Source organism: Ardenticatenales bacterium (assembly GCA_020634515.1).
GTDB lineage: Bacteria > Chloroflexota > Anaerolineae > Promineifilales > Promineifilaceae > JAGVTM01.
Genome location: JACKBL010000004.1, coordinates 280,027 through 299,953 on the forward strand (window position 1 = coordinate 280,027; position 19,927 = coordinate 299,953).

Consider the following 19,927-nt stretch of genomic DNA (forward strand, 5'->3'; position numbering starts at 1 on the left):
GGAAAGTAAAAAATAAAGGGTATAAGTCCGTCATAATGCCACATATGGTGGTTATAGGCGTGTATTTGAGGCGTTTTATAACTTATAATTTACCCAAGTCCGAAAGGCGGCGAATACAAGACTGCGGTGATTTGTGATCATCTGTTTTGGCCGATCTCCCGATGTTGTTATTCACTGATGATGTTGTTGTTTGGTTGCCGAAGCCGTTGTCAAGCCATGATCTTCAATCGGATTTGCCCCATCGGGCACAAGACTTCTCAATCTCCCCCCCCAGAAGCGTCGCTTGCACACCGTGGCAAGGGCAAATGGGGGAAATGTGAAATCCGGCCAAGAAAGGGGTTGACAAGCCATAAGAAAGTTGTATAATGCTCTTTTGCTGGCAGCGGCCAGTTGTAAACCTGAACAGCAGTAAACAGCGTATAAAGTTGTGGCAAAAAGCCAATCTATAGCTAGTAGATTTCTCGCAGCGAATTTCTAATCAGAATAGATGCGAGAAAAAGCAAAATTGGTTGGCAACAGCCCTTGACACGCTAAGAGAGTTGTGTTACGATACTAACTCTCGACGGAAGAACTTTAACAGTTGAAAAGCGATAGAAACAAGCATATGCTTGGGCTCCAGGTAAATTCAAAACGTAGTCCGTATTCTTTACGGATAAAAAACTTTCCTTAATCTAACGGAGAGTTTGATCCTGGCTCAGGATGAACGCTAGCGGTGTGCCTAATACATGCAAGTCGAACGTGAACCTTGATTTATCAGGGTGAAAGTGGCGAACGGGTGAGTAACACGTTGGTGACCTGCCCCAGAGAGGGGGATAACTGTCGGAAACGATGGCTAATACCCCAGATGTTATTGTGTTTAGAAAGCAATAACTAAAGCTCCGGCGCTCTGGGAGGGGCCTGCGTCCCATCAGCTAGTTGGTAGGGTAATGGCCTACCAAGGCTAAGACGGGTAGGGGGCGTGAGAGCGTGACCCCCCACACTGGTACTGACACACGGACCAGATACCTACGGGTAGCAGCAGTAAGGAATATTGCGCAATGGGCGAAAGCCTGACGCAGCAACGCCGCGTGGAGGATGAAGGCCTTCGGGTTGTAAACTCCTTTTCTGGGGGATGAGAAAGGACAGTACCCCAGGAATAAGCCTCGGCTAACTACGTGCCAGCAGCCGCGGTAAAACGTAGGAGGCGAGCGTTATCCGGATTTACTGGGCGTAAAGCGCGTGCAGGCGGTTTTCTAAGTCGGACGTGAAAGCTCCTGGCTCAACTGGGAGAGGCCGTTCGAAACTGGAAAACTTGAGGATGGTAGAGGAGAGTGGAATTCCCGGTGTAGTGGTGAAATGCGTAGATATCGGGAGGAACACCAGTGGCGAAGGCGGCTCTCTGGGCCATTCCTGACGCTCAGACGCGAAAGCTAGGGGAGAGAACGGGATTAGAAACCCCGGTATTCCTAGCCGTAAACGATGTCAACTAGGCGTAGGGGGTATCCAACCCCTCTGTGCTGCAGCTAACGCGTTAAGTTGACCGCCTGGGGACTACGGCCGCAAGGCTAAAACTCAAAGGAATTGACGGGGCCCCGCACAAGCAGCGGAGCGTGTGGTTTAATTCGAGGCTACGCGAAGAACCTTACCAGGGTTTGACATGCTGGTGGTAGTGAAGTGAAAACGGAACGACCCTTCGGGGAGCCAGCACAGGTGCTGCATGGCTGTCGTCAGCTCGTGCCGTGAGGTGTTTGGTTAAGTCCAATAACGAGCGCAACCCTCATCGTTAGTTACATGTGTCTAGCGAGACTGCCGGTGATAAGCCGGAGGAAGGTGGGGATGACGTCAAGTCAGCATGGCCTTTATATCCTGGGCTACACACACGCTACAATGGCCGGTACAATGGGTTGCTAAGTCGCGAGACGGAGCCAATCCCCCAAAGCCGGTCTCAGTTCGGATTGTAGGCTGCAACTCGCCTGCATGAAGTCGGAGTTGCTAGTAACCGCGCGTCAGCCACAGTGCGGTGAATACGTTCCCGGGGCTTGTACACACCGCCCGTCACGTCATGGAAGTTGGCAACGCCTGAAGTCGGTGAGCTAACCTAACGGAGGCAGCCGCCTAAGGCGGGGTTGGTAACTGGGACGAAGTCGTAACAAGGTAGCTGTAGCGGAAGCTGCGGCTGGATCACCTCCTTTTTATGGAGAAAGTATGTGACCGAGAGGTTGCGTATAACCCAGGCACTTGTTTCTGTCGCTTTTCAGTTGTTAAAGTCTTGTGGTGATTTGAAGAAGGCTCGTTAAAAGCAGACTCTGCTTTCTAAAGCGAACGTGTCAAGGGCCTGTAGCTCAGCCGGTTAGAGCGTTCCTCTGATAAGGGAGAGGTCGTTGGTTCGAGTCCAACCAGGCCCACTCCTCCATTAAATCAGAGGGGATGTAGCTCAGCTGGGAGAGCGCCGCCTTTGCACGGCGGAGGTCAGGGGTTCGAGTCCCCTCATCTCCATCTCTTCCCAGAAGGGTCGCCTTTCTACAAAGCTTGTTAACAGGAAATAAGATTGTTGTTAGTTGACACTCGTTAGGCACGAATATCAGGCATGTGATTCAGGTTTCTTTGCGGCCTGGCTCTATGCCGGGCCTTTTTTGTGCCGAAACGGCGGTAGGCAATTAATGAATGTCTCTAACATGGGGGCATTCATTAGCGGCCTACCAGGTTGCTAAACAAGTATGTTTGCACATTAAAAATCGAATATAGATATCGTCCATGCAGTCTTACACGTAAAGTGAGAATGTCGAATTCTCCGTATCATATGAGTAAGCTACTAAGGGCGTACGGTGGATGCCTTGGTACCAAATGCCGATGAAGGACGTGGCACACTGCGATATGCCTCGGTTAGTCGTGTGCAGACGCTATACCCGAGGATTTCCGAATGGGGAAACCCACCAGGGGTTGTGCCCTGGTACTATCATCTGAATACATAGGGTGATAGAGGGAACGGGGTGAACTGAAACATCTAAGTAACCCTAGGAAAAGAGATTATTCCCTGAGTAGTGGCGAGCGAAAGGGGATCAGCCCAAACCGTTATCTCTGATAGCGGGGTTGTAGGACTTTGCATTATGGAAGTTACAAATCTGTTTGGTAGCAGAACAATTCAGGAAAGGTTGACCATAGAGGGTGACAGTCCCGTATGCGAAACTGAACAGACTTCCGCAAAGCTCCTGAGTACGGCGGGACACGCTAACCCTGCCGGAAGCTGGGAAGCCCACTTCCCAAGGCTAAATACATTTGGTAACCGATAGCGAACAAGTACTGTGAAGGAAAGGTGAAAAGACCCCCGGCAAGGGGAGTGAAATAGAACCTGAAACCGTATGCCTACAACCGGTCGAAGCACTATGGCCGACGATTTCGGTCGTCTGGCAATGTGTGACGGCGTGCCTTTTGGAGAATGAGCCAGCGAGTTAATCTCAGTGGCAAGGTTAAGTCAGTTACAGACGGAGCCGTAGCGAAAGCGAGTCTTAATAGGGCGTTGCAGTCGCTGGGATTAGACACGAAACCATGTGAGCTACCCATGTGCAGGCTGAAGCGAGACTAACCTCTCGTGGAGGGCCGAACCCACTAAAGTTACAAATTTAGGGGATGACGTGTGGGTAGAGGTGATATGCCAAACGAACTTGGAGATAGCTTGTTCTCTCCGAAATAGCTTTAGGGCTAGCGTCGCGTGTTTAGTATAGGGGGTAGAGCACTGGATGAGCTAGGGGGCGCAAGCTTACCAACCTCAACCAAACTCCGAATACCTATACTCCAGAACGCGGCAGTCGGACTATGTGAGATGAGTTTCATAGTCGAAAGGGAAACAACCCAGACCGCCGGCTAAGGTCCTCAAATCTATGCTAAGTGGGAAACGATGTGAGAGTGTTCAGACAGCCAGGAGGTTGGCTTAGAAGCAGCCACCCTTTAAAGAGTGCGTAATAGCTCACTGGTCAAACGCTCTTGCGCGGAAAATTTAACGGGGCTTAAGCATAGTACCGAAGCCACGGACTCCATACCTGGTATGGAGTGGTAGGAGAGCGTTCTGTAGGAGATACAAGGTCGACCGAAAGGACGGCTGTGGCCTACAGAAGTGAGAATGCTGGCATGAGTAGCGTAAAACATGTGAGAAACATGTTCCCCGTAAACCTAAGGTTTCCGACGGAAGGTTAATCCGCGTCGGGTCAGTCGGGCCTAAGCCGAGGCCGAAAGGCGTAGGCGATGGACATCCGGTTAATATTCCGGAACCACTTAAGTGGAGTGATGGAGGGACGCAGTATGGTAGGTCAGCCCGTCTAAATGGACATGGCGGGTACCAAACGTCTAGGGTAATGATGAGTGTAGGAAAAGCCGCACTTTGAACCTGAAGCGTGATGGCGGTGCCAATAGAGCCGGAAGTGATTGAGCCAAGCTGCCAAGAAAATCTTCTAAGCGTTGATGCTTAAGTGACCGTACCGCAAACCGACACCGGTAGGTGGGTAGAGTATACCAAGGGGATCGGGAGAACCTTCGTTAAGGAACTAGGCAAAATACCTCCGTAACTTCGGGAGAAGGAGGGCCTCTGATGGTTAGCAATTAAGCGAAGCTTTTGGAGGTCGCAGAGAAATGGCTCTTCCAACTGTTTACCAAAAACACAGGTCTCTGCTAAGTCGAAAGACGATGTATAGGGGCTGACGCCTGCCCAGTGCCGGAAGGTTAAGGGGAGAGGTTAGCGAAAGCGAAGCTTTGAACCGAAGCCCCGGTGAACGGCGGCCGTAACTATAACGGTCCTAAGGTAGCGAAATTCCTTGTCGGGTAAGTTCCGACCCGCACGAATGGCGTAATGAGAGGAGCACTGTCTCAACGAAGGCCCCGGCGAAATTGAAGTACGTGTAAAGATGCGCGTTACCCGCAGCTGGACAAAAAGACCCCGTGGAGCTTTACTACAACTTGGCATTGCGTTAGGGCTTAACTTGTGTAGGATAGGTGGGAGGCTATGAAGCTGGGACGCTAGTCTCGGTGGAGCCGTCGTTGAAATACCACCCTGGTTAAGTCTTGACCCTAACCTGCGACCGTTATCCGGCGTGGGGACAGTGCCTGGTGGGTAGTTTGACTGGGGCGGTCGCCTCCGAAAGAGTAACAGAGGCGCCCAAAGGTTCCCTCAGGCTGAATGGAAACCAGCCATAGAGTGTAAAGGCACAAGGGAGCTTGACTGCAAGACCTACAAGTCGCGCAGGCACGAAAGTGGGGCTTAGTGATCCTACGGTTCCGAGTGGAAGGGCCGTGGCTTACCGGATAAAAGCTACCCCGGGGATAACAGGCTAGTCAGGTCCAAGAGTTCACATCGACGACCTGGCTCGGCACCTCGATGTCGGCTCATCGCATCCTGGGGCTGGATAAGGTCCCAAGGGTTGGGCTGTTCGCCCATTAAAGCGGTACGTGAGCTGGGTTCAGACCGTCGTGAGACAGGTCGGTCTCTATCCGCTGTGGGCGTAAGGGATTTGAGAGGAGCTGCCCCTAGTACGAGAGGACCGGGGTGGACAGACCTCTAGTGTGCCAGTTGTCACGCCAGTGGCATCGCTGGGTAGCTACGTCTGGCAGAGATAACCGCTGAAAGCATCTAAGCGGGAAACTCGCCTCAAGACTAGATCCCTCATCCGTAAGGAGTAAGACCGCTAGAAGACTACTAGCTTGATAGGCAGCAAGTGTAAGTACGTATATATAAAGGTGCTCAGCTAAGCTGTACTAATGGTCGAGGGCTTACAAACCATGTGGTACGGAGAATTCGGGATTTTGACTCCGTATAAGACTGTTCTGATGTCTATATTCGATTGTGTAAACCAGGCTTAAAAAAGCTTTGTTGATAAAGGTCTTTTGGTGATTTAAGCGACGAGGGTACACCCGGTCCCATCCCGAACCCGGAAGTTAAGCTCGTCAGCGCCGATGGTACTTGGGGGGCGACCCCCTGGGAGAGTAGGTCATTGCCAAAAGGCCTTTTTTCATTTTCTGCCGGCATTTACAATCACCCATCGCCCCAAAACGGAGCCGAGTACGGGGAGTGTTTGCATGAGCCAATACTGGCGCTTACTACGTACTAACCGGAACTATCGACTGTTGTGGTTAGGCGCCCTGATCAGCAACCTGGGGGACTGGTTCAACTTAATTGCCTCCGCAGCCTTGGTAGCCCAGCTGACGACGACCGGAACCGCCATCAGCTACCTTTTCCTCGCTCGTTTTTTGCCCCTTTTCTTCTTTAGCCCGATTGCTGGCGTCCTGGCGGACCGCTACAGTCGCCAGGCAATCATGATCGTGACGGACGTGCTGCGCGCCCTGATTGTGTTGGGCTTCCTGCTGATCCGCGATCCATCGCAAATATGGCTGCTATACCTGCTTACCGTCAGCCAGTTTGTTCTTAGCGCATTGTTTACGCCGGCGCGTTCCGCGGTGCTGGCGAATGTCGTGCGGACAGAGGAGTTGGTCACGGCTAATGCGCTGGACAGCTTGACCTGGAGCACGATGCTGGCGGTTGGTTCCATGCTCGGCGGCGTCGTGGCCGCGTTGTTTGGGGGAACGACGGCATTTGTAGTAGATGCCGGCACTTTCTTCCTCTCCGCCTGGTTTATCAGCCGCATCACGAACATACACCAGAGCAGCGCAGACCTCGTCGCCCGACGCGGCTGGTTAGCCTTCCTTGACGGTCTCCGTTATCTTCGTGGCGCACCCGCTATCCTCGCCCTCAGCCTCGTCAAAGGTGGCGGCTCCCTGGTCTGGGGAGCCGTAAACGTGCTTGAAGTCAATTTCGCCGAAAAAATCTTTCCCCTGGGCGGCCACAACAGCACCGCTACGCTGGGCATCATCTACACCATCAGCGGCCTCGGCACCGGACTTGGTCCCTTGCTGCTGCGCCGCGTCTTTGGCGACGAACCCGCGCGGGCGCGTTGGGCGATCACTTCAGGCTTTGTCCTGCTGACAACCGGCCTGTTTGTGCTGAGCATGGCCCCCACACTGCCCGTCTTTGCCCTTGGTACCCTGATCCGCACGATTGGCTCTGGCACAATCTGGGTTTTCTCCGCGGCTCTGCTGCAAATGCTCGTGCCTGATCGTGTGCGCGGGCGCGTCTTTGCTTTTGAATTCGCCTTTCTCACCCTGACCCAATCCATTTCTATTTTTTGGGCGGGTTATGGGCAAGACACGCTGCATCTGGGGGTACGCCAGGTGACGGCCCTGATGGGGTGGGTTGGCGTGGCGGTGTTAGGGTTGTGGTTTCTCTTGCAACTACGTGTAGAAGCAACGCAAGCCGCAGTCGAGAGCCAGGAGCGCGCGTCGTAATGTCGCCGTTCAGTTCCAGCCTTCGGAGCCTATTAGGGGCACAAAGCGGACGCCCCCAAGATATTCTGTTTCGTATAGACCCTCTCCGAGCGAGGTGATGCGCAGGAGTTCTTGTGTCTTGCGGCGTGAGCCAATGGGAATGACCAGCCTGCCGCCGGGCGCGAGCTGCTCCCGCAAAGCCTGTGGAACGTGGGGACCACTGGCGGAGACGAGAATCCCTTCGTATGGCGCATGCTCACGCCAGCCGAGCGTGCCATCCCCCTGATGTAAATGAACGTTGGTGTAGCCAAGTCGCTGTAGCCGTATGGTGGCGTAGCGGACGAGAATGGTTTCGCGCTCAACGGTATAAACGTCCCGTGTAAGTTGGGCCAAAACGGCAGCGGCATATCCTGATCCTGTGCCAATTTCCAGAACCCGGTCGGATCGGTCCAGCACAAGGGCCTGGATCATGTAGGCAACAACGTAGGGCTGGGAGATGGTTTGCCCTTGCGGTATGGGTAGGGGGGTGTCGGCATAGGCGTATTCTTTGTAGGCGGAAGGGACAAAAAGATGACGGGGGACAAGGGACATGGCACGCAGTACGGCGGGGTCAGTAATATCGCGCGCGCGCAATTGCGTGTGAACCATTTTCAGCCTTTCTTCGGTGAATTTGTCTTGCCTGTTCGACATGGAAGCCTGTCCTTCCTGACCGGGCGATGGTTGCTTCCCCGAGGGGTGTGGACAAATTATTGTCCACTCATAAGAAAATTGCAACTCTACGGGGTTCCGGCGGCTGCCGGCATTTTTCATTCCATTTCTTGTCCGTACGTACTAAAATAATGTACATCTGTAAACTATTGTAGTATAATTGACGTGACTTGGTGAACCCGTTTGCCGGGTAAACTGATAGACAAAATTGTTGTTCAGGTGCAATGCCCCTTTATGGGATGCACAATTAGCAATGGAACGCACAAACCTTGACGTCGGCAGGCGTATTCGCCGCCAGCGAGAAGCGCTAGGGCTTTCCCTGCGGGCGCTGGCAAAGCAGTGTGGTCTGTCGACAAATGCCATTAGTCTGATCGAACGAGGCGAGAATTCACCTACGGTTTCCTCGCTGCATGTGCTGGCGACGGCGTTGGGTGTGTCCATCACCGATTTTTTCGAGGACGCGGAGGCGCGCCAGGCCATCATTGTCGTTCGACCAGAGACACGATTGCGTTCCGAGGCCAATGGCATCACGCTAGAAAGCCTGGGGATTGGGCTGCCGCATCAGCATCTTGAACCGTTTCTGGTTACATTGTCGGCGGGGGCGGGCAACGCGGACCAACCGGTCCGTCATGGGGGAGAGGAGTTTGTTTACTGCCTGGCCGGTATCGTTGAGTATCGCATTGCTGATCAGGCGTATATTCTGGAGCCAGGAAACAGTCTCCTGTTTGATGCCTCTCTGCCCCACAGTTTTCGCAATCTCCGGGAGGCTCCCGCGCGATTCATGCTTGTTTTTTACGCGGATGCCGGCAATCACCTGGCGCGCAGACTCCACCTGGAAGCGCCGTCAGAACCGGAAGACGACGCTGAATCGCCTCTCGCAACCTGAAACCAGCCCTCCACAGGTCGCCGAGGCAGGAGGTAACTCATGCAATCCCACCACAGCCTCAGGCAAATCCTGATCATTATTTGTCTCTGCTGGCTCTTGCTCCTCGCGGCCAGTTGCTCCCCCGCTGCCACCACCGCCGCCATCCCGTCGCCCACCCCCACCGCGGAAGCAACCACACCCGCCGCCGTCCTCACGGCCCGCGACGCGGCCCTCGCTTTCCTGCGCACCAGCGCCAATGAGTGTGTTCCCCGCGCCGGCGTGCGTTGGCGGGCAGCCCCGGGCGGCGCGGAAACGCCCGTCGGCTTTGGCGTCTACCGTTTCACCGCCGAGGATTGCACCATCACCGTTTCCTACACGCTAGACACAAATGCCGGCACTCTCTACCATGTTGCCCTGGGCGATAGCGTTACCGGATTTTGCTGGCAGGCCGTCGTAGACGCAAATGGGCGCGTTCTGCGCACCGGCGTGGCGGCAGCCAACGAACCGGGAGAGGGAAACCCCGCCGCGCTCTATTGCACGCAACAAGGGTATCAATACGAGGTGCGGGCGCAGCAGGATGGTCGTCTGTGTGGCATCTGTGTTTTCCCCGACGGAAACGCTTGCAATAGTTGGGCCTTCTTCAACGGAGAATGTGGACCGACTACACCAACGGAGAACAAGTAACCGAGCAACTGCTAAGCCAGATTGGACCAATTTTCTCTGGTGATAATGGTTATTGAGCGCGTGAAATGGGTCCAATCTCCAGAGAACGTTAGTCGTTGCGTAACCGACACAAAACGAAAGCCGCGCCATTGGCGCGGCTTTCGTTTTCGTATAATAGTGATACGCCCGTTGGGACTATCGTGGCGGTTGTGCGTCTAATTGGAGAACAAGATGTCCAGGAATGTACCCAGGTCGTCTTTTCCTTCCAACATGCGCAAATTGTACACCTCCGTATAGCCACAATTATTACAGGAAACAAAGGCATACCGGTATGGCTGAATCTCCATCAGCCGCGACAGACCCGTGCCCGACATCGACAGGCGCTCCACATGCCCCCCCGCGCGCCCACAGCGCGCGCAAACAAACTCTTGCCCCAACAATTGTTCCACTTGTCCTTTTGCCATCATTGTTCTCCTTTCCACCCCTGACGGGTGGGCGGCAAACTCACGTGTCGCCTGTCAATTCGAGCCGACAGGGTTATACTTTTTTACGAAGGCAGCGCGGCAGAGTTGCAGCGCCGCGCTTGCGGCCACCGGAAAAATCGTTTATTTTCGCCTGTCACAAATATCCTCGCAGGGGTGTTTACAAAAAGGCGGCAACTACTAAAATCCATAGCGGCTGATCCTCTAAAAATATGTCGCGCGAGACCCCAGCACCCGCCGGAGAAATCTCTTTCCGCGCGTAACTGCTAAGGAACGGAATTTAATAAGACAACGAAGTTGTTTGCTTGGTAACACTCCCGTTCCTTCAAACTGACGATGCAATTCCGTACTTTATTTCGTCGTCAGTCCTAAGCCGATTGGACCAATTTTCTCTGGTGAAATAGCCATTGAGCGCGTGAAATGGGTCCAATCTCCAGAGAGCGTCGGTAGTTACTTCCGCGCAAGGGAAAGCAGCAAAAGGAAATGCTCATGAGTGAGCCAATCATCATCGTGGACAACGTCTACAAATCCTACTTGATGGGCAAAGAAGCCGTCCCAGCCCTGCGCGGCGTATCGCTAGAAATCCGGCAGGGCGAATTTGTCTGTCTGATGGGGCCAAGTGGCTCAGGCAAAACCACGCTGCTCAACATCATTGGCGGCCTGGATGAGGCCAGCCGTGGTCACTTGATCGTGCAGGGGGAAAACCTGGTGGCACTTTCGGAAAACGAACTGGCCCGCCTGCGCCTGGAGAAAATGGGCTTCGTCTTTCAAAACTACAATCTCCTGGGCAACTTTACGGCGCAGGAGAATGTGGAAGCGCCCATGGTGCTGGCGGGCGTGGGGCGCAAAGAGCGCCGGCAGCGTGCCCACACCCTTTTGGAGCGAGTCGGCCTCGGCGACCGGGCGCACCATTATCCGGGCGAGCTTTCCGGCGGGCAGCAGCAGCGCGTGGCCATTGCCCGCGCCCTGGCGAACAACCCGCCCATCCTCATTGCTGATGAAATGACGGGCGATCTGGACTCGGAGACGGGGTTTGCCATCATGGAACTGGCCTCCCAACTCAATCGAGACGGCATGACTATCGTTTTTGTCACCCACGACCCCCGCATGGCGGCCTTTGCGCAGCGTGTGGTGGAATTGCGCGACGGGCAGATTCTGTCATGATTCTCAAATACGTCTGGAAAAACTTCAGCCGCCGCAAAGTGCGCACCGTTTTGATGGTGCTGGCGCTGTTGGTGAGCATGGGCTTGATTGTGACGATGAGCGCCACGGTGGAAACGGTGCGCCGCTCGAACGTGGATCTGATTGCCAATGAGGTGGGGCAGTTTGACCTGTCCATCACCAAGATGGACATCAGCCCGGACCCGTTCATTGATGTGGCGGATGTTGTGCCGCGTGTGCTGGCGGCGGACAGCCGCGTCACCGCTGTGTATGCGCGCATTCAGCAGCCGGTGGAGATGAACATCGGGGCCGAAGTGGCGCAGGGAACGCTGCTGGCGCTCGATCCTGCCGTGGACCATATCGGTTTTATTGAGGTGGTCTCCGGGACGCTGGCTTTGGGGGAGCAGCAGGCGGCGCTGTTTGCGGATACGGCGGGTGTCTATGGGTTGGATGTGGGAGATACGATTGACGTGGCCTACAGCTTTCCGCTGCCGCGGGAGAAGGGGCAGCCGAGTACGTCGGGCAGCAGCCAGCGGCGTACTGTGCAAAGTTTTACGATTAGGGCCATTGTGCGCCAGGATGGCGTGACCAGCAGCAGCGTGAGCGAAGGGCTGATCGTGTCGCTGGCGGATGCGCAGGCGTGGTTGCGGCGGGAGGGGCGGGCGCAGCAGTTGGTGGCGACGGTTGATCCCGCGTTGTACGAGACGAGTAGCGCGGAGGAGGCGGCGCTGCGGGTGCGGGAGGTGGCGGAAACGGTGCAGCAGGCGTTGGGGGATGAGTATGTTTTTGCCATGGACAAGGCGGCTGCTTTGGATGCGTCCAGTCAGGGTTTCCTGGTGATTCAGGCGTTGATCAGTGTTTATGGCTTGACGGCACTGGGGATTGTGGGGCTGCTGGTGCATACGTTGGTGATGACGAATGTGCAGGAGCAGCGGCGGGATATGGCGATTTTGCGTATTTTGGGCAGCCAGCGCCGTTATCTTTTCCAACTGGTGATTGCCGAGGTAATGGTGATGGGGGCGATTGGGGTGATTTTGGGGGCGATCTTGGGGCAGGCGTTGACGCGGTATGTGGTTGTGCCGGCAATTGCACATCAAATGACGTTAGCCGGACTGACTTTTCGCTTGCAGCCTCAGGTGACGTTGGGGACGATAATGCCGGCATCTATCGCCACCTTTGCCGTCCTCATCATCAGCACCCTCAAGCCCGCCCAGGAAGCCTCGCGCACCAAAGTCATGCACGCCATCAACCCCAGCGTCGCCGACAACCTGCAAATCGAAGACCTGGCCCGCCTCCGTGAACGCCGCCCCGACGGCAAACTCTTCCTGGCCGGCCTCATCCTCCTCCTCATCTTCGCCCTTATCGCCGGCTTCCAGGTCATCGACGCCTTTGGCAACCCCGCCCTACAAGTCGTCTTCATCCTGGCCGCGCTGGGCGTACTCGTGCTGGGCGTCGGCCTCATCTTCTTCATCACCACCGTTCCTTTTGAGCGGCTGGCGCTGCTGGTGATGCGACTGGTCGCCCCGCGTCTGACCTACTTCGCCAGCCGCAACGTGGGGCGCGGCCAACTGCGAAACACCCTCATCTCCCTCCTTGTGCTATTTAGCGGCGTGCTACCCAGCTTCCTGGCGACCCAGGTGGCCCTGGACCAGGCGAATTTGCCCGGCTCGGTGCGGCTGCGCTGGGGCGCGCCTGTGGGCATTCGCGTCTCCGGCACGTGGCTGCCCGAACCGGAAGCCGCCACTTATCGCCTGCGCCCCAGCTTCCTCACGGATGACTTGGAGGCTGTTCCGGGCATTGATCGCACGGCGGGGCTTTCGCATAGTTACTCCTCCCGCCTGACGGACCCCATCGGCCTACGTGGAGCGGGGGTGACGGTGATCGGCGTGAGCGGGCGGCTGCGGGAGGTGGCTTATCCCGACCTGGTGGAATTTGTAGCCGGCAGCCCGCGGGCGCTGGACGATATTCTCGCGGACCCTCAGGCGATCATTATCAGCGAGGGGCTGGCGGAGGAACTGTCGGCGACGGTGGGCAATGAGTTGAAATTGGAGGGGGCGGGGCGGGACCATACGGTGGTGGTGCATGTGGTGGGGGTGGCAAGGCGAATTGCCGGCATTGACAACATCGGCCGCAGTCGCATTCAAGCCCGTTCCGGCAGCACCGTCCTCCTCTCGCTGGATGGCTTCCGCGCCCTCAAAACCCCACCCGACCTGCCCCTGCCACCCGCCGACGATCCCATCCTGGCCCGTGTCATTGCCACCACCACGCCCGGAGCCGTGGCGCAGGACGTGCTGGACGACCTCAACCAGCGGTACGCCACCAAACTCAACCTGCGCATCAACCTGATGGAAACCGACCTGGCGCGCAGCGAGCGCGGACAGGCCACACAGCGTATTTTCCTCATTGCCCTCACCCTGATCTCCTTCACCACGGCGGTCTTCGGTGTCTTTGCCGTCATCTACGTCACCATCTACGCCCGCCGCATCGAAATTGGCATGTTAAAAGCGATGGGCATGCGACGGCGCGACCTGACGGGGATGCTCGTCATCGAAGCGATCACGATGACGCTGGGCGCGGCGCTGGCAGGCATCGCCGCCGGGGCGACGATGGGATACGTCGCCACCTATGGCAACTACATTTTGCAGCAGCGCCCCGTTGTCTTTGCCGTGGACACAACGGTGATGCCGCTGATTGTGGTCATGGTGGTGCTGGCCAGCATGATTGGCGCGGTTTTTTCGGCGCGGCGGATCGTGAAGCGACAGGCTGTTGAGATTTTGCGGATGCAGTAAATACAGCGGCACTTACAAAAAGACGGGAAACTTCGGTTACCGTGCAATAAAGGACTTGCGATGAAGCGGTATTTCATTTTGTGTTTGACTTTAATGGCGCTGGTGCTGGGTGGATGCCGGCAATCTTCCTCACGCCTCTCTACCACACCCACGCCCAACGCCTCCGCGAACACCCCCACGCCACAACCCACCCGCGCCGCGCAAACAGGCGTCACCGTCCTCGCCGAAGGGCAAATCGTGGCCGTCAATCCGGTGCTGCCCCTGGGCTTCCAGACCGGTGGGCATTTGCTCACCCTGGCCGTCCAGGCTGGCGACACCGTCGCCGCCGGAGACTTGATTGCCACACTCGCCGACGACGCCCTGCAAGACGCCGTCACCAACGCGCAGTTGCAACTGGCGCAGGCGGAAAACAGCCTGGCGCAGGCGCAGGCCTCCCTGGACACGCTGCGGAATTGGGAGGCGGACGAACTGGCTGTTGCCGCGGCGGAAGCCAACCTGGCGGCGGCGGAAGCCGGTTACCAGGCGGCGCAGGCGCAAGACGCGGCAGCCGGCAACACCCTCACCTCCGCCCGCATCTCCGTGGACCAGGCGCGCCAGGGCGTGGCCGACGCCCAAGAAGCCTACGATACGGCCTGGGACCCGGCGCGGGATTGGGAACTGAATGACCCCTTCCGCGCGGATCGCCTGAAAGCGGAGCGGGACGCCACCACCCGCCGCCTGGAGGGGGCACGCCAAAACCTGGAAGTGGCGCAGGCGCAGTACAACCTGGCCCTGGCCGGCCTGCAAGATGACGCCGCCCTCAAGGCGCGCGTCTCCGTGGTCACGGCGCAGCAATCGTTGGATCAGGCTCGGCGCGGCCCCACGGAGGCGGACATTGCCGCCGCGGAGTTGAAAGTGGAGCAAGCGGAGCTGGCGCGGGAGCAAAGCGAATTCTCTCTGGCGCAGGCGCAAAAGGCGCTGGCGCAGGCACGGCTTTTGGCGCCGTGGGGCGGAACCATTCTCTCCGTGGAGGTGGCTGCGGGCGCACTGGTGGGCACGGGTTCGCCCATCGTGACGTTGCTGGACACCAATCATCTTCAGTTTCAGACGACGAACGTGAGTGAACGGGACCTGGCGCAGATTGTGGCCGGGTTGCCGGTGGAGATTGTGCTAAAAGCGTTTCCGGATCAGCCTGTGGCGGGGCGCGTGGCGCGGGTGGCGCCGCAGGCGTCGGGCGCGGTGGGGGATGCGGCTGTTTTTGCGGTAATGATTGACTTGCCGCCGACGGACCTGGCGCTGCGTCCGGGCATGACGGGGCGGGCAGAAATCAGGGAGTAGTCGCGCAAACACAAATGCGACGCACTGGCCCCAAGTGCGTCGCATCTCAAAACCTTCGAAATTCGTTCTTCGTGACGGGCGCTACCCTTCGCCTTGCGAGATCCAGGCCCCTAATCCAATCACACCCAATCCCACGGCTCCGAGGACGACAACCCCCATCACAACGACCAGAACCAGCGTGATCAGGCCGAGAACAACGCCCAATGAGACGGCGTCGTCCTGTCCTTCACTAATTTGCACGGGAACGGGTTGTTCCGTTTCTGTTTCCGTGGTGACGGTGGTGGCGTGTTCGCCTTCGCCGGTGGCCTCTTCTTGTGCGTGGACGAGCAAGGGGCGGGCGGCCAGCAGGCCAAAGAGCAGCAGCAGGGGGATGAGCAAGAAGCGGGGGGAACGTCGTGTCCGCATGGGGTCGTTTTCTCCTATGACCGACCGGAGTCGGGCGTGCAAGCATTGTTGTTTAGCGTGGCGTATCGCGCGAGCGAGAACCGCGCAAATTATACTGTGCCGCGCGGTTCCTTCCAACAACTGCCTGTTTTCACGGGAGCGAGTTAGAATCTCGCTCAACGGAATTCGAGTCTCATTTTCGTAGCAGTGCTTCGATGCTGCCGGATTGGGGCAGCGCTGTATGTGTTTGCACGGGCGTCAGGGCAAGCCCGCCGCCGGAAAAGGCGACGTAGTAGAGCCAGTAGGAAATGCCGAAGCTCTCCAACCCCTCATCGCCATAGACCCACATGTTCCAGACGTAGGGGACGCCTGGGCTGAAGCCGGGTGGGAGTTCGCCGAGGACGTAGCTGCCAACGTAGCCGAGTGGGGGAGCGGTGTAGAAGTAGGGGGCGCCATCGTCATAGTCATACAGGTTGAATTCGTAGCTGTCGTTGGGTGTGGCGGTGCGGCGGTCCCAGGTGAAGGTTGCCGGCATTCCGACGGTTGCGCCGGGTGCGGGGGAGAGCATTTCGACATTGGCGACGTCGAAGTCGCCGATGTGGATGGCTGCTCCCCCGTTGTAGGATGTGAGGTCGCGCGAGCCCCAAACATAGAGGCGGTTAGGGTTGTCCTGGTTCAGGAAGAGGACGTAGTATCGTTGGTTCGCGCCGAGCGAGGGGCTGCCGGTGAAGGAGAAGACGCCGTTGGCGTCGGTGGTGGTGCTGGCTTTGGTGGACCATTCGCTGCCGTTGTAGAAGCGTAGGTCGAGGGGGACGCCGCCGGCGGGGCTGCCGTTTTCGGTGACGCGGCCGTTGATGCCGGGGGTGGGTTGGGCGTAGTGTAGTGCCGGCATAAACAAAGCAAAATCCGCGTTTGTTCGGGCGGCGACGGCGGAGAACAACCCGTCGGCGAATACGGACAGCGCCAGCAGCAGCATGACAACAAGATACGTTTTGCGTAGACGAAACATGGAACCTCCCAAAATATATGCTTATGGCTCGTACAAAATCAACTTTGGATTATCCAAAAAGCAAGAACCGTTCCCGCGCATCCGTCAATTCCCGCGCGAAGCCTCTATTGACGGATGCGCCCTTACGGCTTTTTTGCTCCCGGCCCCTGTTCGTGGAGACCGGTAAGCAACCCGATCAATAACAGAAACAGGGTGACAAGGCCCGCGCCTGCTTCTTCCCGCCAGCAAACCACCATTGGCGTTAATAAAGTAAGGGTGCGCCGCATTTTTTTTGTAGCCATGCGGCGCGCTGCTGATAGGAAAGGTCGCGTAGGTGCGAGGGCGTGTATTTTACGATGCGGCGGGCGGCTTGTCGAAGTCGTGGAACTCGTTGCCGTGTATCCGCGAAAGAATGTCTAGCGCGGCGGCGGCGCCGTCGCCGGCGGAGATGATGGCCTGGCTGCGGTTGACGCGGGTGCTGCGCCCGACGATGTATAAGCCTTCTACGCCGCAGCGCCCGTCACGATCTACGGGAATGCCGGCATCCCCCTTGAGCAGTCCAAAAGCAACGGCCAGTTTCGACGCCTTGCCTTCGGCGAGGACGACGTAATCCGCTTCATGTTTTGCACCATCCTCGGTGGTGACGACGAAGCCCTGCTCTGCCTGGGCAATGGCCGCAACCGCCTGATCGCGCAAATCCGCGCCGAACGAAGCGACCTGCTCACGCGCTATTTGTTGGAAGTCCGTGCCCGTCATCTCCGGAATGCCCAGATAGTTGAGCAGGAGCGCGTAGTGCATGGCCGTTTTGTCCTGGGCAAAGACGATAGTATCAACGCCGTTTTTCGCCAGGAAAAGGGCAGCGCTTAGTCCGCCAGGGCCATCGCCGATAATGATTGCTTTTGTCATGGGGTATCTCCTAGAAAGACGAATGATGAAGAACGAAGGGTGAATCTTCATTTCCCACGGCTACTCGCCGTTTACTGCGCTACGGTTTGTGCCGCTATTATTATCCATTATGGGCGGTTGTTCAAATCAAATGCCAAATTTCGGGCCAACGACGAAACAAAACGCGGAAATTTTTACTTGACGAACCTTCCTGGAAGCTCAATTTCGCTCCCAAACCTTACGCCTTCTACCTCGGCCGGCGCGACCCGGAAAATCCCGCCCTGCGACACGAAGTCCCCTTCACCCTCCACGACAATGCCGGCCTCCTCAGCGCCGAAGTGCTGGACTTCTCCGACTGGGAAATGGGACAAACCCCTACCCCCTGGATGCCTACCTGGACTCCCCCCGCCGTGAGCGCATTCAGCGGCGCCGTCACCTACAATTACCCCATCGCCGTGCCCCCTGGCCGGCGCGGGTTGCAGCCCCAAGTCTCCCTCAGCTACAACAGCCGCAACCTGGATGGCGCCATTCACGACCCGGACTTTGGCCTCGTGGCTACCGGCTGGTCATTGGCGCAAATCAGCATTCTCCGTACCGGCGTCAACATGAAGGTGAGCGACTCGAATCCCGACAAATGGTACGTGCTGCGGCACCCTGACGAGTTCCGCCTCCTGCTCAACGGCACAGGGCACAAGCTCGTGCCCGCGGGCGACACTATGGGGGACAGTGTGCGCTACTATGCTGAGGACGCGCCGCAGTTGCGTATCTACCGCTACTTCGATGAGGCCGCCCTCAACTACGACAAACTGTTCTGGCTCGTGGACACACCCGATGGCACACGTTATCGCCTTGGATACACGACCGACAGTGAAGAATACCAAAACGCGGGCGCCGTCTGGAACCTGGAAATCAGCGGCCATCGCGGTCTGGATACCGGTTCCGACACAGAACCCAGCCCGCGCACCAGTTCCGGGATGGCGTGGCACGTGGACACGGTCACCGATGCGTTCGGCAACCAGATGAACGACACCTACAACACCAAAGAGGTGGAGGAAACATACCACTATTTCAATTCCGAAAGCGGCGACACCATCGTCACCACCGTCGCCACGGCCAAGAAGCGGCTCTACGCCATCGAGTACAACTACCCCAATGTGATTACAAGCCTGCCGCCGGGCAAACACGTCAATCGCTTCAGCAGCAGCCCCGCCAGTCGCATCGAGTTTCGCGCCGCCAACGACGGCCAGGCGGCGCACGCCATTGACCCTATCACGAGCATCTACGTCTTCCACGCCGACCTGGACAATCCGATGGCTGAGCCTGGAGGCAGCGCTATTCTGGACAGGTTGCGTGTACAATTTCTGTCGTGTTCATGCCACTTTGGAAGGAACGCCAGCCATGGCGGCTGGTCTGACGGAGGAGGTTGGGTCGGTGCGCGAACTGCTTTTTTGCTTCGCTATCCGACCCGAATCACTCCACGCTAATTTGTAGTCCTACCGGAATAAATTATGATCCCTGAAATATATATATCATTAGTAATAGAAGAAGATGCTGTAGACGATAAACTTCTAGCCTTATTAAAGGAAATGGGTGCTACAGAATCCTGGTTCAAAGGGCAGCCCAAAGGTAAAACTATTCTTACCCACGAAAGCAACGGCTGTAAATTTAGCGCTGAATCTCAACCTACTACAGATTTTTACACTGAGAGAGTTATAAGTGACTTTTGGAATCACATAAAACTAAATAAAAAAGAGTTAGTCGAAATTATTCAAAAAAACGATCTAGCCCCTATATTTTCCGTAATCGTGTATGTTGTTGATACAGTGCCCAGTATTCATCTTGAAAACACGCTTTTGAAAGAGTTGGCACAAGTCAACATCGGAATAGATATAGACGTGATTATTCGAAAGAAACAGTAGCTCCTGTTCCGATGAGGCTTTTTTCAACTTGGAACTGAGCGCGTTCCTACCTTATCCTGGCATACCAGGCTGGTGGGAATGTGGATAACTGGAACATCCCAGTTACCCACAATTCCACAGCCTCTACTACGGCGGCAGCCCTCCCACCAGCCGTTGCGCTGGCAGCACAGTAACAATCCAATCTTGTCGTTGTCGCGCAGCCGTTCGCGGAGCAGTTAACGTCTCGGCCTCATCTACTACAACGCGCGGTACTACATCCCCGGCGTGGGCCGGTTTGTGAATGCGGATACGATTGTGCCGGATGCCGGCATTCCCCAAACCCTCAATCGCCACGCCCTCAATCAATATGTGGATAAACGCGGGAAGCATTTAGGACATTGGTTCAAGGCATCCGGGTGTTTCCTCGTGATTTTTATCGCCCGGCTTCGCGCTTTTTGTCACTTTTCCCGGAGAGATGCCCCTTTTAGGATAATGGGGGGGAG

The 19,927-nt window shown here is 56.7% G+C and carries 15 protein-coding genes, 2 tRNA genes and 3 rRNA genes; 13 read left to right on the forward strand and 7 right to left on the reverse strand.

Going from position 1 to position 19,927, the window contains the following annotated elements:
• The first annotated feature begins 676 nt into the window (after positions 1 to 676).
• The 6 genes from H6650_12860 to H6650_12885 all read left to right on the forward strand — a co-directional run bounded on the left by H6650_12860 (position 677) and on the right by H6650_12885 (position 7,305).
• Positions 677 to 2,174: ribosomal RNA gene (locus tag H6650_12860) — 16S ribosomal RNA — on the forward strand.
• A gap of 136 nt (positions 2,175 to 2,310) precedes the next feature.
• Positions 2,311 to 2,384, forward strand: a tRNA-Ile gene (locus tag H6650_12865).
• An 18-nt stretch (positions 2,385 to 2,402) separates the two neighbouring features.
• Positions 2,403 to 2,475 (forward strand) — tRNA-Ala (locus tag H6650_12870).
• Positions 2,476 to 2,778: 303 nt separating this feature from the next.
• A 23S ribosomal RNA gene (locus H6650_12875) occupies positions 2,779 to 5,740 on the forward strand.
• 109 nt (positions 5,741 to 5,849) lie between these two features.
• A 5S ribosomal RNA gene (gene rrf, locus H6650_12880) occupies positions 5,850 to 5,966 on the forward strand.
• The 16S, 23S and 5S rRNA genes sit together here with 2 tRNA genes alongside, the layout of an rRNA operon.
• Positions 5,967 to 6,042: 76 nt before the next feature.
• Positions 6,043 to 7,305 carry an MFS transporter gene (locus H6650_12885; protein MCB8952896.1) on the forward strand — a complete coding sequence of 421 codons (1,263 nt, stop codon included), beginning with the start codon at positions 6,043 to 6,045 and terminating at the stop codon, positions 7,303 to 7,305.
• Positions 7,306 to 7,314: 9 nt separating this feature from the next.
• On the opposite strand, the gene H6650_12890 is transcribed toward H6650_12885, so the two are convergent.
• Positions 7,315 to 7,974: a protein-L-isoaspartate(D-aspartate) O-methyltransferase gene (locus H6650_12890; GenBank protein MCB8952897.1), complete on the reverse strand. Its 660-nt coding sequence runs from the start codon at positions 7,972 to 7,974 to the stop codon at positions 7,315 to 7,317.
• 271 nt (positions 7,975 to 8,245) lie between these two features.
• On the opposite strand from H6650_12890, the gene H6650_12895 reads away from it, so the two are divergent.
• Together H6650_12895 and H6650_12900 are read left to right on the forward strand one after the other, a co-directional pair.
• On the forward strand, positions 8,246 to 8,878 hold the full coding sequence (locus tag H6650_12895) for a cupin domain-containing protein (GenBank protein ID MCB8952898.1): 633 nt from the start codon (positions 8,246 to 8,248) through the stop codon (positions 8,876 to 8,878).
• 39 nt (positions 8,879 to 8,917) lie between these two features.
• The gene (locus tag H6650_12900; GenBank protein ID MCB8952899.1) at positions 8,918 to 9,541 is read left to right on the forward strand and encodes a DUF333 domain-containing protein; all 624 of its coding nucleotides are present in this window, start codon (positions 8,918 to 8,920) and stop codon (positions 9,539 to 9,541) included.
• Between the two features lie 194 nt (positions 9,542 to 9,735).
• Here the strand turns inward: H6650_12900 and H6650_12905 are convergent, their stop codons facing one another.
• A complete protein-coding gene (locus H6650_12905; protein ID MCB8952900.1) occupies positions 9,736 to 9,984 on the reverse strand; it encodes a hypothetical protein in 249 nt (82 codons plus the stop codon).
• Positions 9,985 to 10,503: 519 nt separating this feature from the next.
• On the opposite strand from H6650_12905, the gene H6650_12910 reads away from it, so the two are divergent.
• The 3 genes from H6650_12910 to H6650_12920 are packed head-to-tail and all read left to right on the forward strand — an operon-like array spanning position 10,504 to position 15,269.
• The gene (locus H6650_12910; protein MCB8952901.1) at positions 10,504 to 11,166 is read left to right on the forward strand and encodes an ABC transporter ATP-binding protein; all 663 of its coding nucleotides are present in this window, start codon (positions 10,504 to 10,506) and stop codon (positions 11,164 to 11,166) included.
• Positions 11,163 to 13,952, forward strand: a complete 2,790-nt coding sequence (locus tag H6650_12915) for an ABC transporter permease (protein MCB8952902.1) — start codon at positions 11,163 to 11,165, stop codon at positions 13,950 to 13,952. The genes H6650_12910 and H6650_12915 overlap by 4 nt, the downstream gene beginning before the upstream one ends.
• A gap of 60 nt (positions 13,953 to 14,012) precedes the next feature.
• Positions 14,013 to 15,269, forward strand: coding sequence for an efflux RND transporter periplasmic adaptor subunit (locus H6650_12920; GenBank protein MCB8952903.1), 1,257 nt, complete (start codon positions 14,013 to 14,015; stop codon positions 15,267 to 15,269).
• A gap of 81 nt (positions 15,270 to 15,350) precedes the next feature.
• Here H6650_12920 and H6650_12925 read toward each other — a convergent pair whose 3' ends face one another.
• From H6650_12925 to H6650_12940, 4 genes are all read right to left on the reverse strand, one after another.
• The gene (locus H6650_12925) at positions 15,351 to 15,674 is read right to left on the reverse strand and encodes a hypothetical protein (protein MCB8952904.1); all 324 of its coding nucleotides are present in this window, start codon (positions 15,672 to 15,674) and stop codon (positions 15,351 to 15,353) included.
• Positions 15,675 to 15,846: 172 nt separating this feature from the next.
• Positions 15,847 to 16,662 (reverse strand): hypothetical protein, encoded by an 816-nt coding sequence (locus H6650_12930; protein ID MCB8952905.1) that lies wholly within the window; start codon positions 16,660 to 16,662, stop codon positions 15,847 to 15,849.
• 122 nt (positions 16,663 to 16,784) lie between these two features.
• On the reverse strand, positions 16,785 to 16,943 hold the full coding sequence (locus H6650_12935; protein ID MCB8952906.1) for a hypothetical protein: 159 nt from the start codon (positions 16,941 to 16,943) through the stop codon (positions 16,785 to 16,787).
• Positions 16,944 to 16,992: 49 nt separating this feature from the next.
• Positions 16,993 to 17,547, reverse strand: coding sequence for an FAD-dependent oxidoreductase (locus tag H6650_12940; GenBank protein ID MCB8952907.1), 555 nt, complete (start codon positions 17,545 to 17,547; stop codon positions 16,993 to 16,995).
• A gap of 86 nt (positions 17,548 to 17,633) precedes the next feature.
• Between H6650_12940 and H6650_12945 the strand changes: the two genes are divergently transcribed.
• Both H6650_12945 and H6650_12950 read left to right on the forward strand, forming a co-directional pair.
• Positions 17,634 to 19,010 (forward strand): hypothetical protein, encoded by a 1,377-nt coding sequence (locus H6650_12945; GenBank protein ID MCB8952908.1) that lies wholly within the window; start codon positions 17,634 to 17,636, stop codon positions 19,008 to 19,010.
• A 24-nt stretch (positions 19,011 to 19,034) separates the two neighbouring features.
• Positions 19,035 to 19,445, forward strand: a complete 411-nt coding sequence (locus H6650_12950; protein MCB8952909.1) for a DUF4279 domain-containing protein — start codon at positions 19,035 to 19,037, stop codon at positions 19,443 to 19,445.
• A 126-nt stretch (positions 19,446 to 19,571) separates the two neighbouring features.
• On the opposite strand, the gene H6650_12955 is transcribed toward H6650_12950, so the two are convergent.
• On the reverse strand, positions 19,572 to 19,814 hold the full coding sequence (locus H6650_12955; protein ID MCB8952910.1) for a hypothetical protein: 243 nt from the start codon (positions 19,812 to 19,814) through the stop codon (positions 19,572 to 19,574).
• Positions 19,815 to 19,927 lie beyond the last annotated feature (113 nt).

Coding starts and splice junctions, on each gene's coding strand:
- H6650_12885 (MCB8952896.1), top strand. CDS start 6,043: ATGAGCCAATACTGGCGCTTACTACGTACTAACCGGAACTATCGACTG.
- H6650_12890 (MCB8952897.1), bottom strand. CDS start 7,974: ATGTCGAACAGGCAAGACAAATTCACCGAAGAAAGGCTGAAAATGGTT.
- H6650_12895 (MCB8952898.1), top strand. CDS start 8,246: ATGGAACGCACAAACCTTGACGTCGGCAGGCGTATTCGCCGCCAGCGA.
- H6650_12900 (MCB8952899.1), top strand. CDS start 8,918: ATGCAATCCCACCACAGCCTCAGGCAAATCCTGATCATTATTTGTCTC.
- H6650_12905 (MCB8952900.1), bottom strand. CDS start 9,984: ATGGCAAAAGGACAAGTGGAACAATTGTTGGGGCAAGAGTTTGTTTGC.
- H6650_12915 (MCB8952902.1), top strand. CDS start 11,163: ATGATTCTCAAATACGTCTGGAAAAACTTCAGCCGCCGCAAAGTGCGC.
- H6650_12920 (MCB8952903.1), top strand. CDS start 14,013: ATGAAGCGGTATTTCATTTTGTGTTTGACTTTAATGGCGCTGGTGCTG.
- H6650_12925 (MCB8952904.1), bottom strand. CDS start 15,674: ATGCGGACACGACGTTCCCCCCGCTTCTTGCTCATCCCCCTGCTGCTG.
- H6650_12930 (MCB8952905.1), bottom strand. CDS start 16,662: ATGTTTCGTCTACGCAAAACGTATCTTGTTGTCATGCTGCTGCTGGCG.
- H6650_12935 (MCB8952906.1), bottom strand. CDS start 16,943: ATGGCTACAAAAAAAATGCGGCGCACCCTTACTTTATTAACGCCAATG.
- H6650_12940 (MCB8952907.1), bottom strand. CDS start 17,547: ATGACAAAAGCAATCATTATCGGCGATGGCCCTGGCGGACTAAGCGCT.
- H6650_12950 (MCB8952909.1), top strand. CDS start 19,035: ATGATCCCTGAAATATATATATCATTAGTAATAGAAGAAGATGCTGTA.
- H6650_12955 (MCB8952910.1), bottom strand. CDS start 19,814: ATGCTTCCCGCGTTTATCCACATATTGATTGAGGGCGTGGCGATTGAG.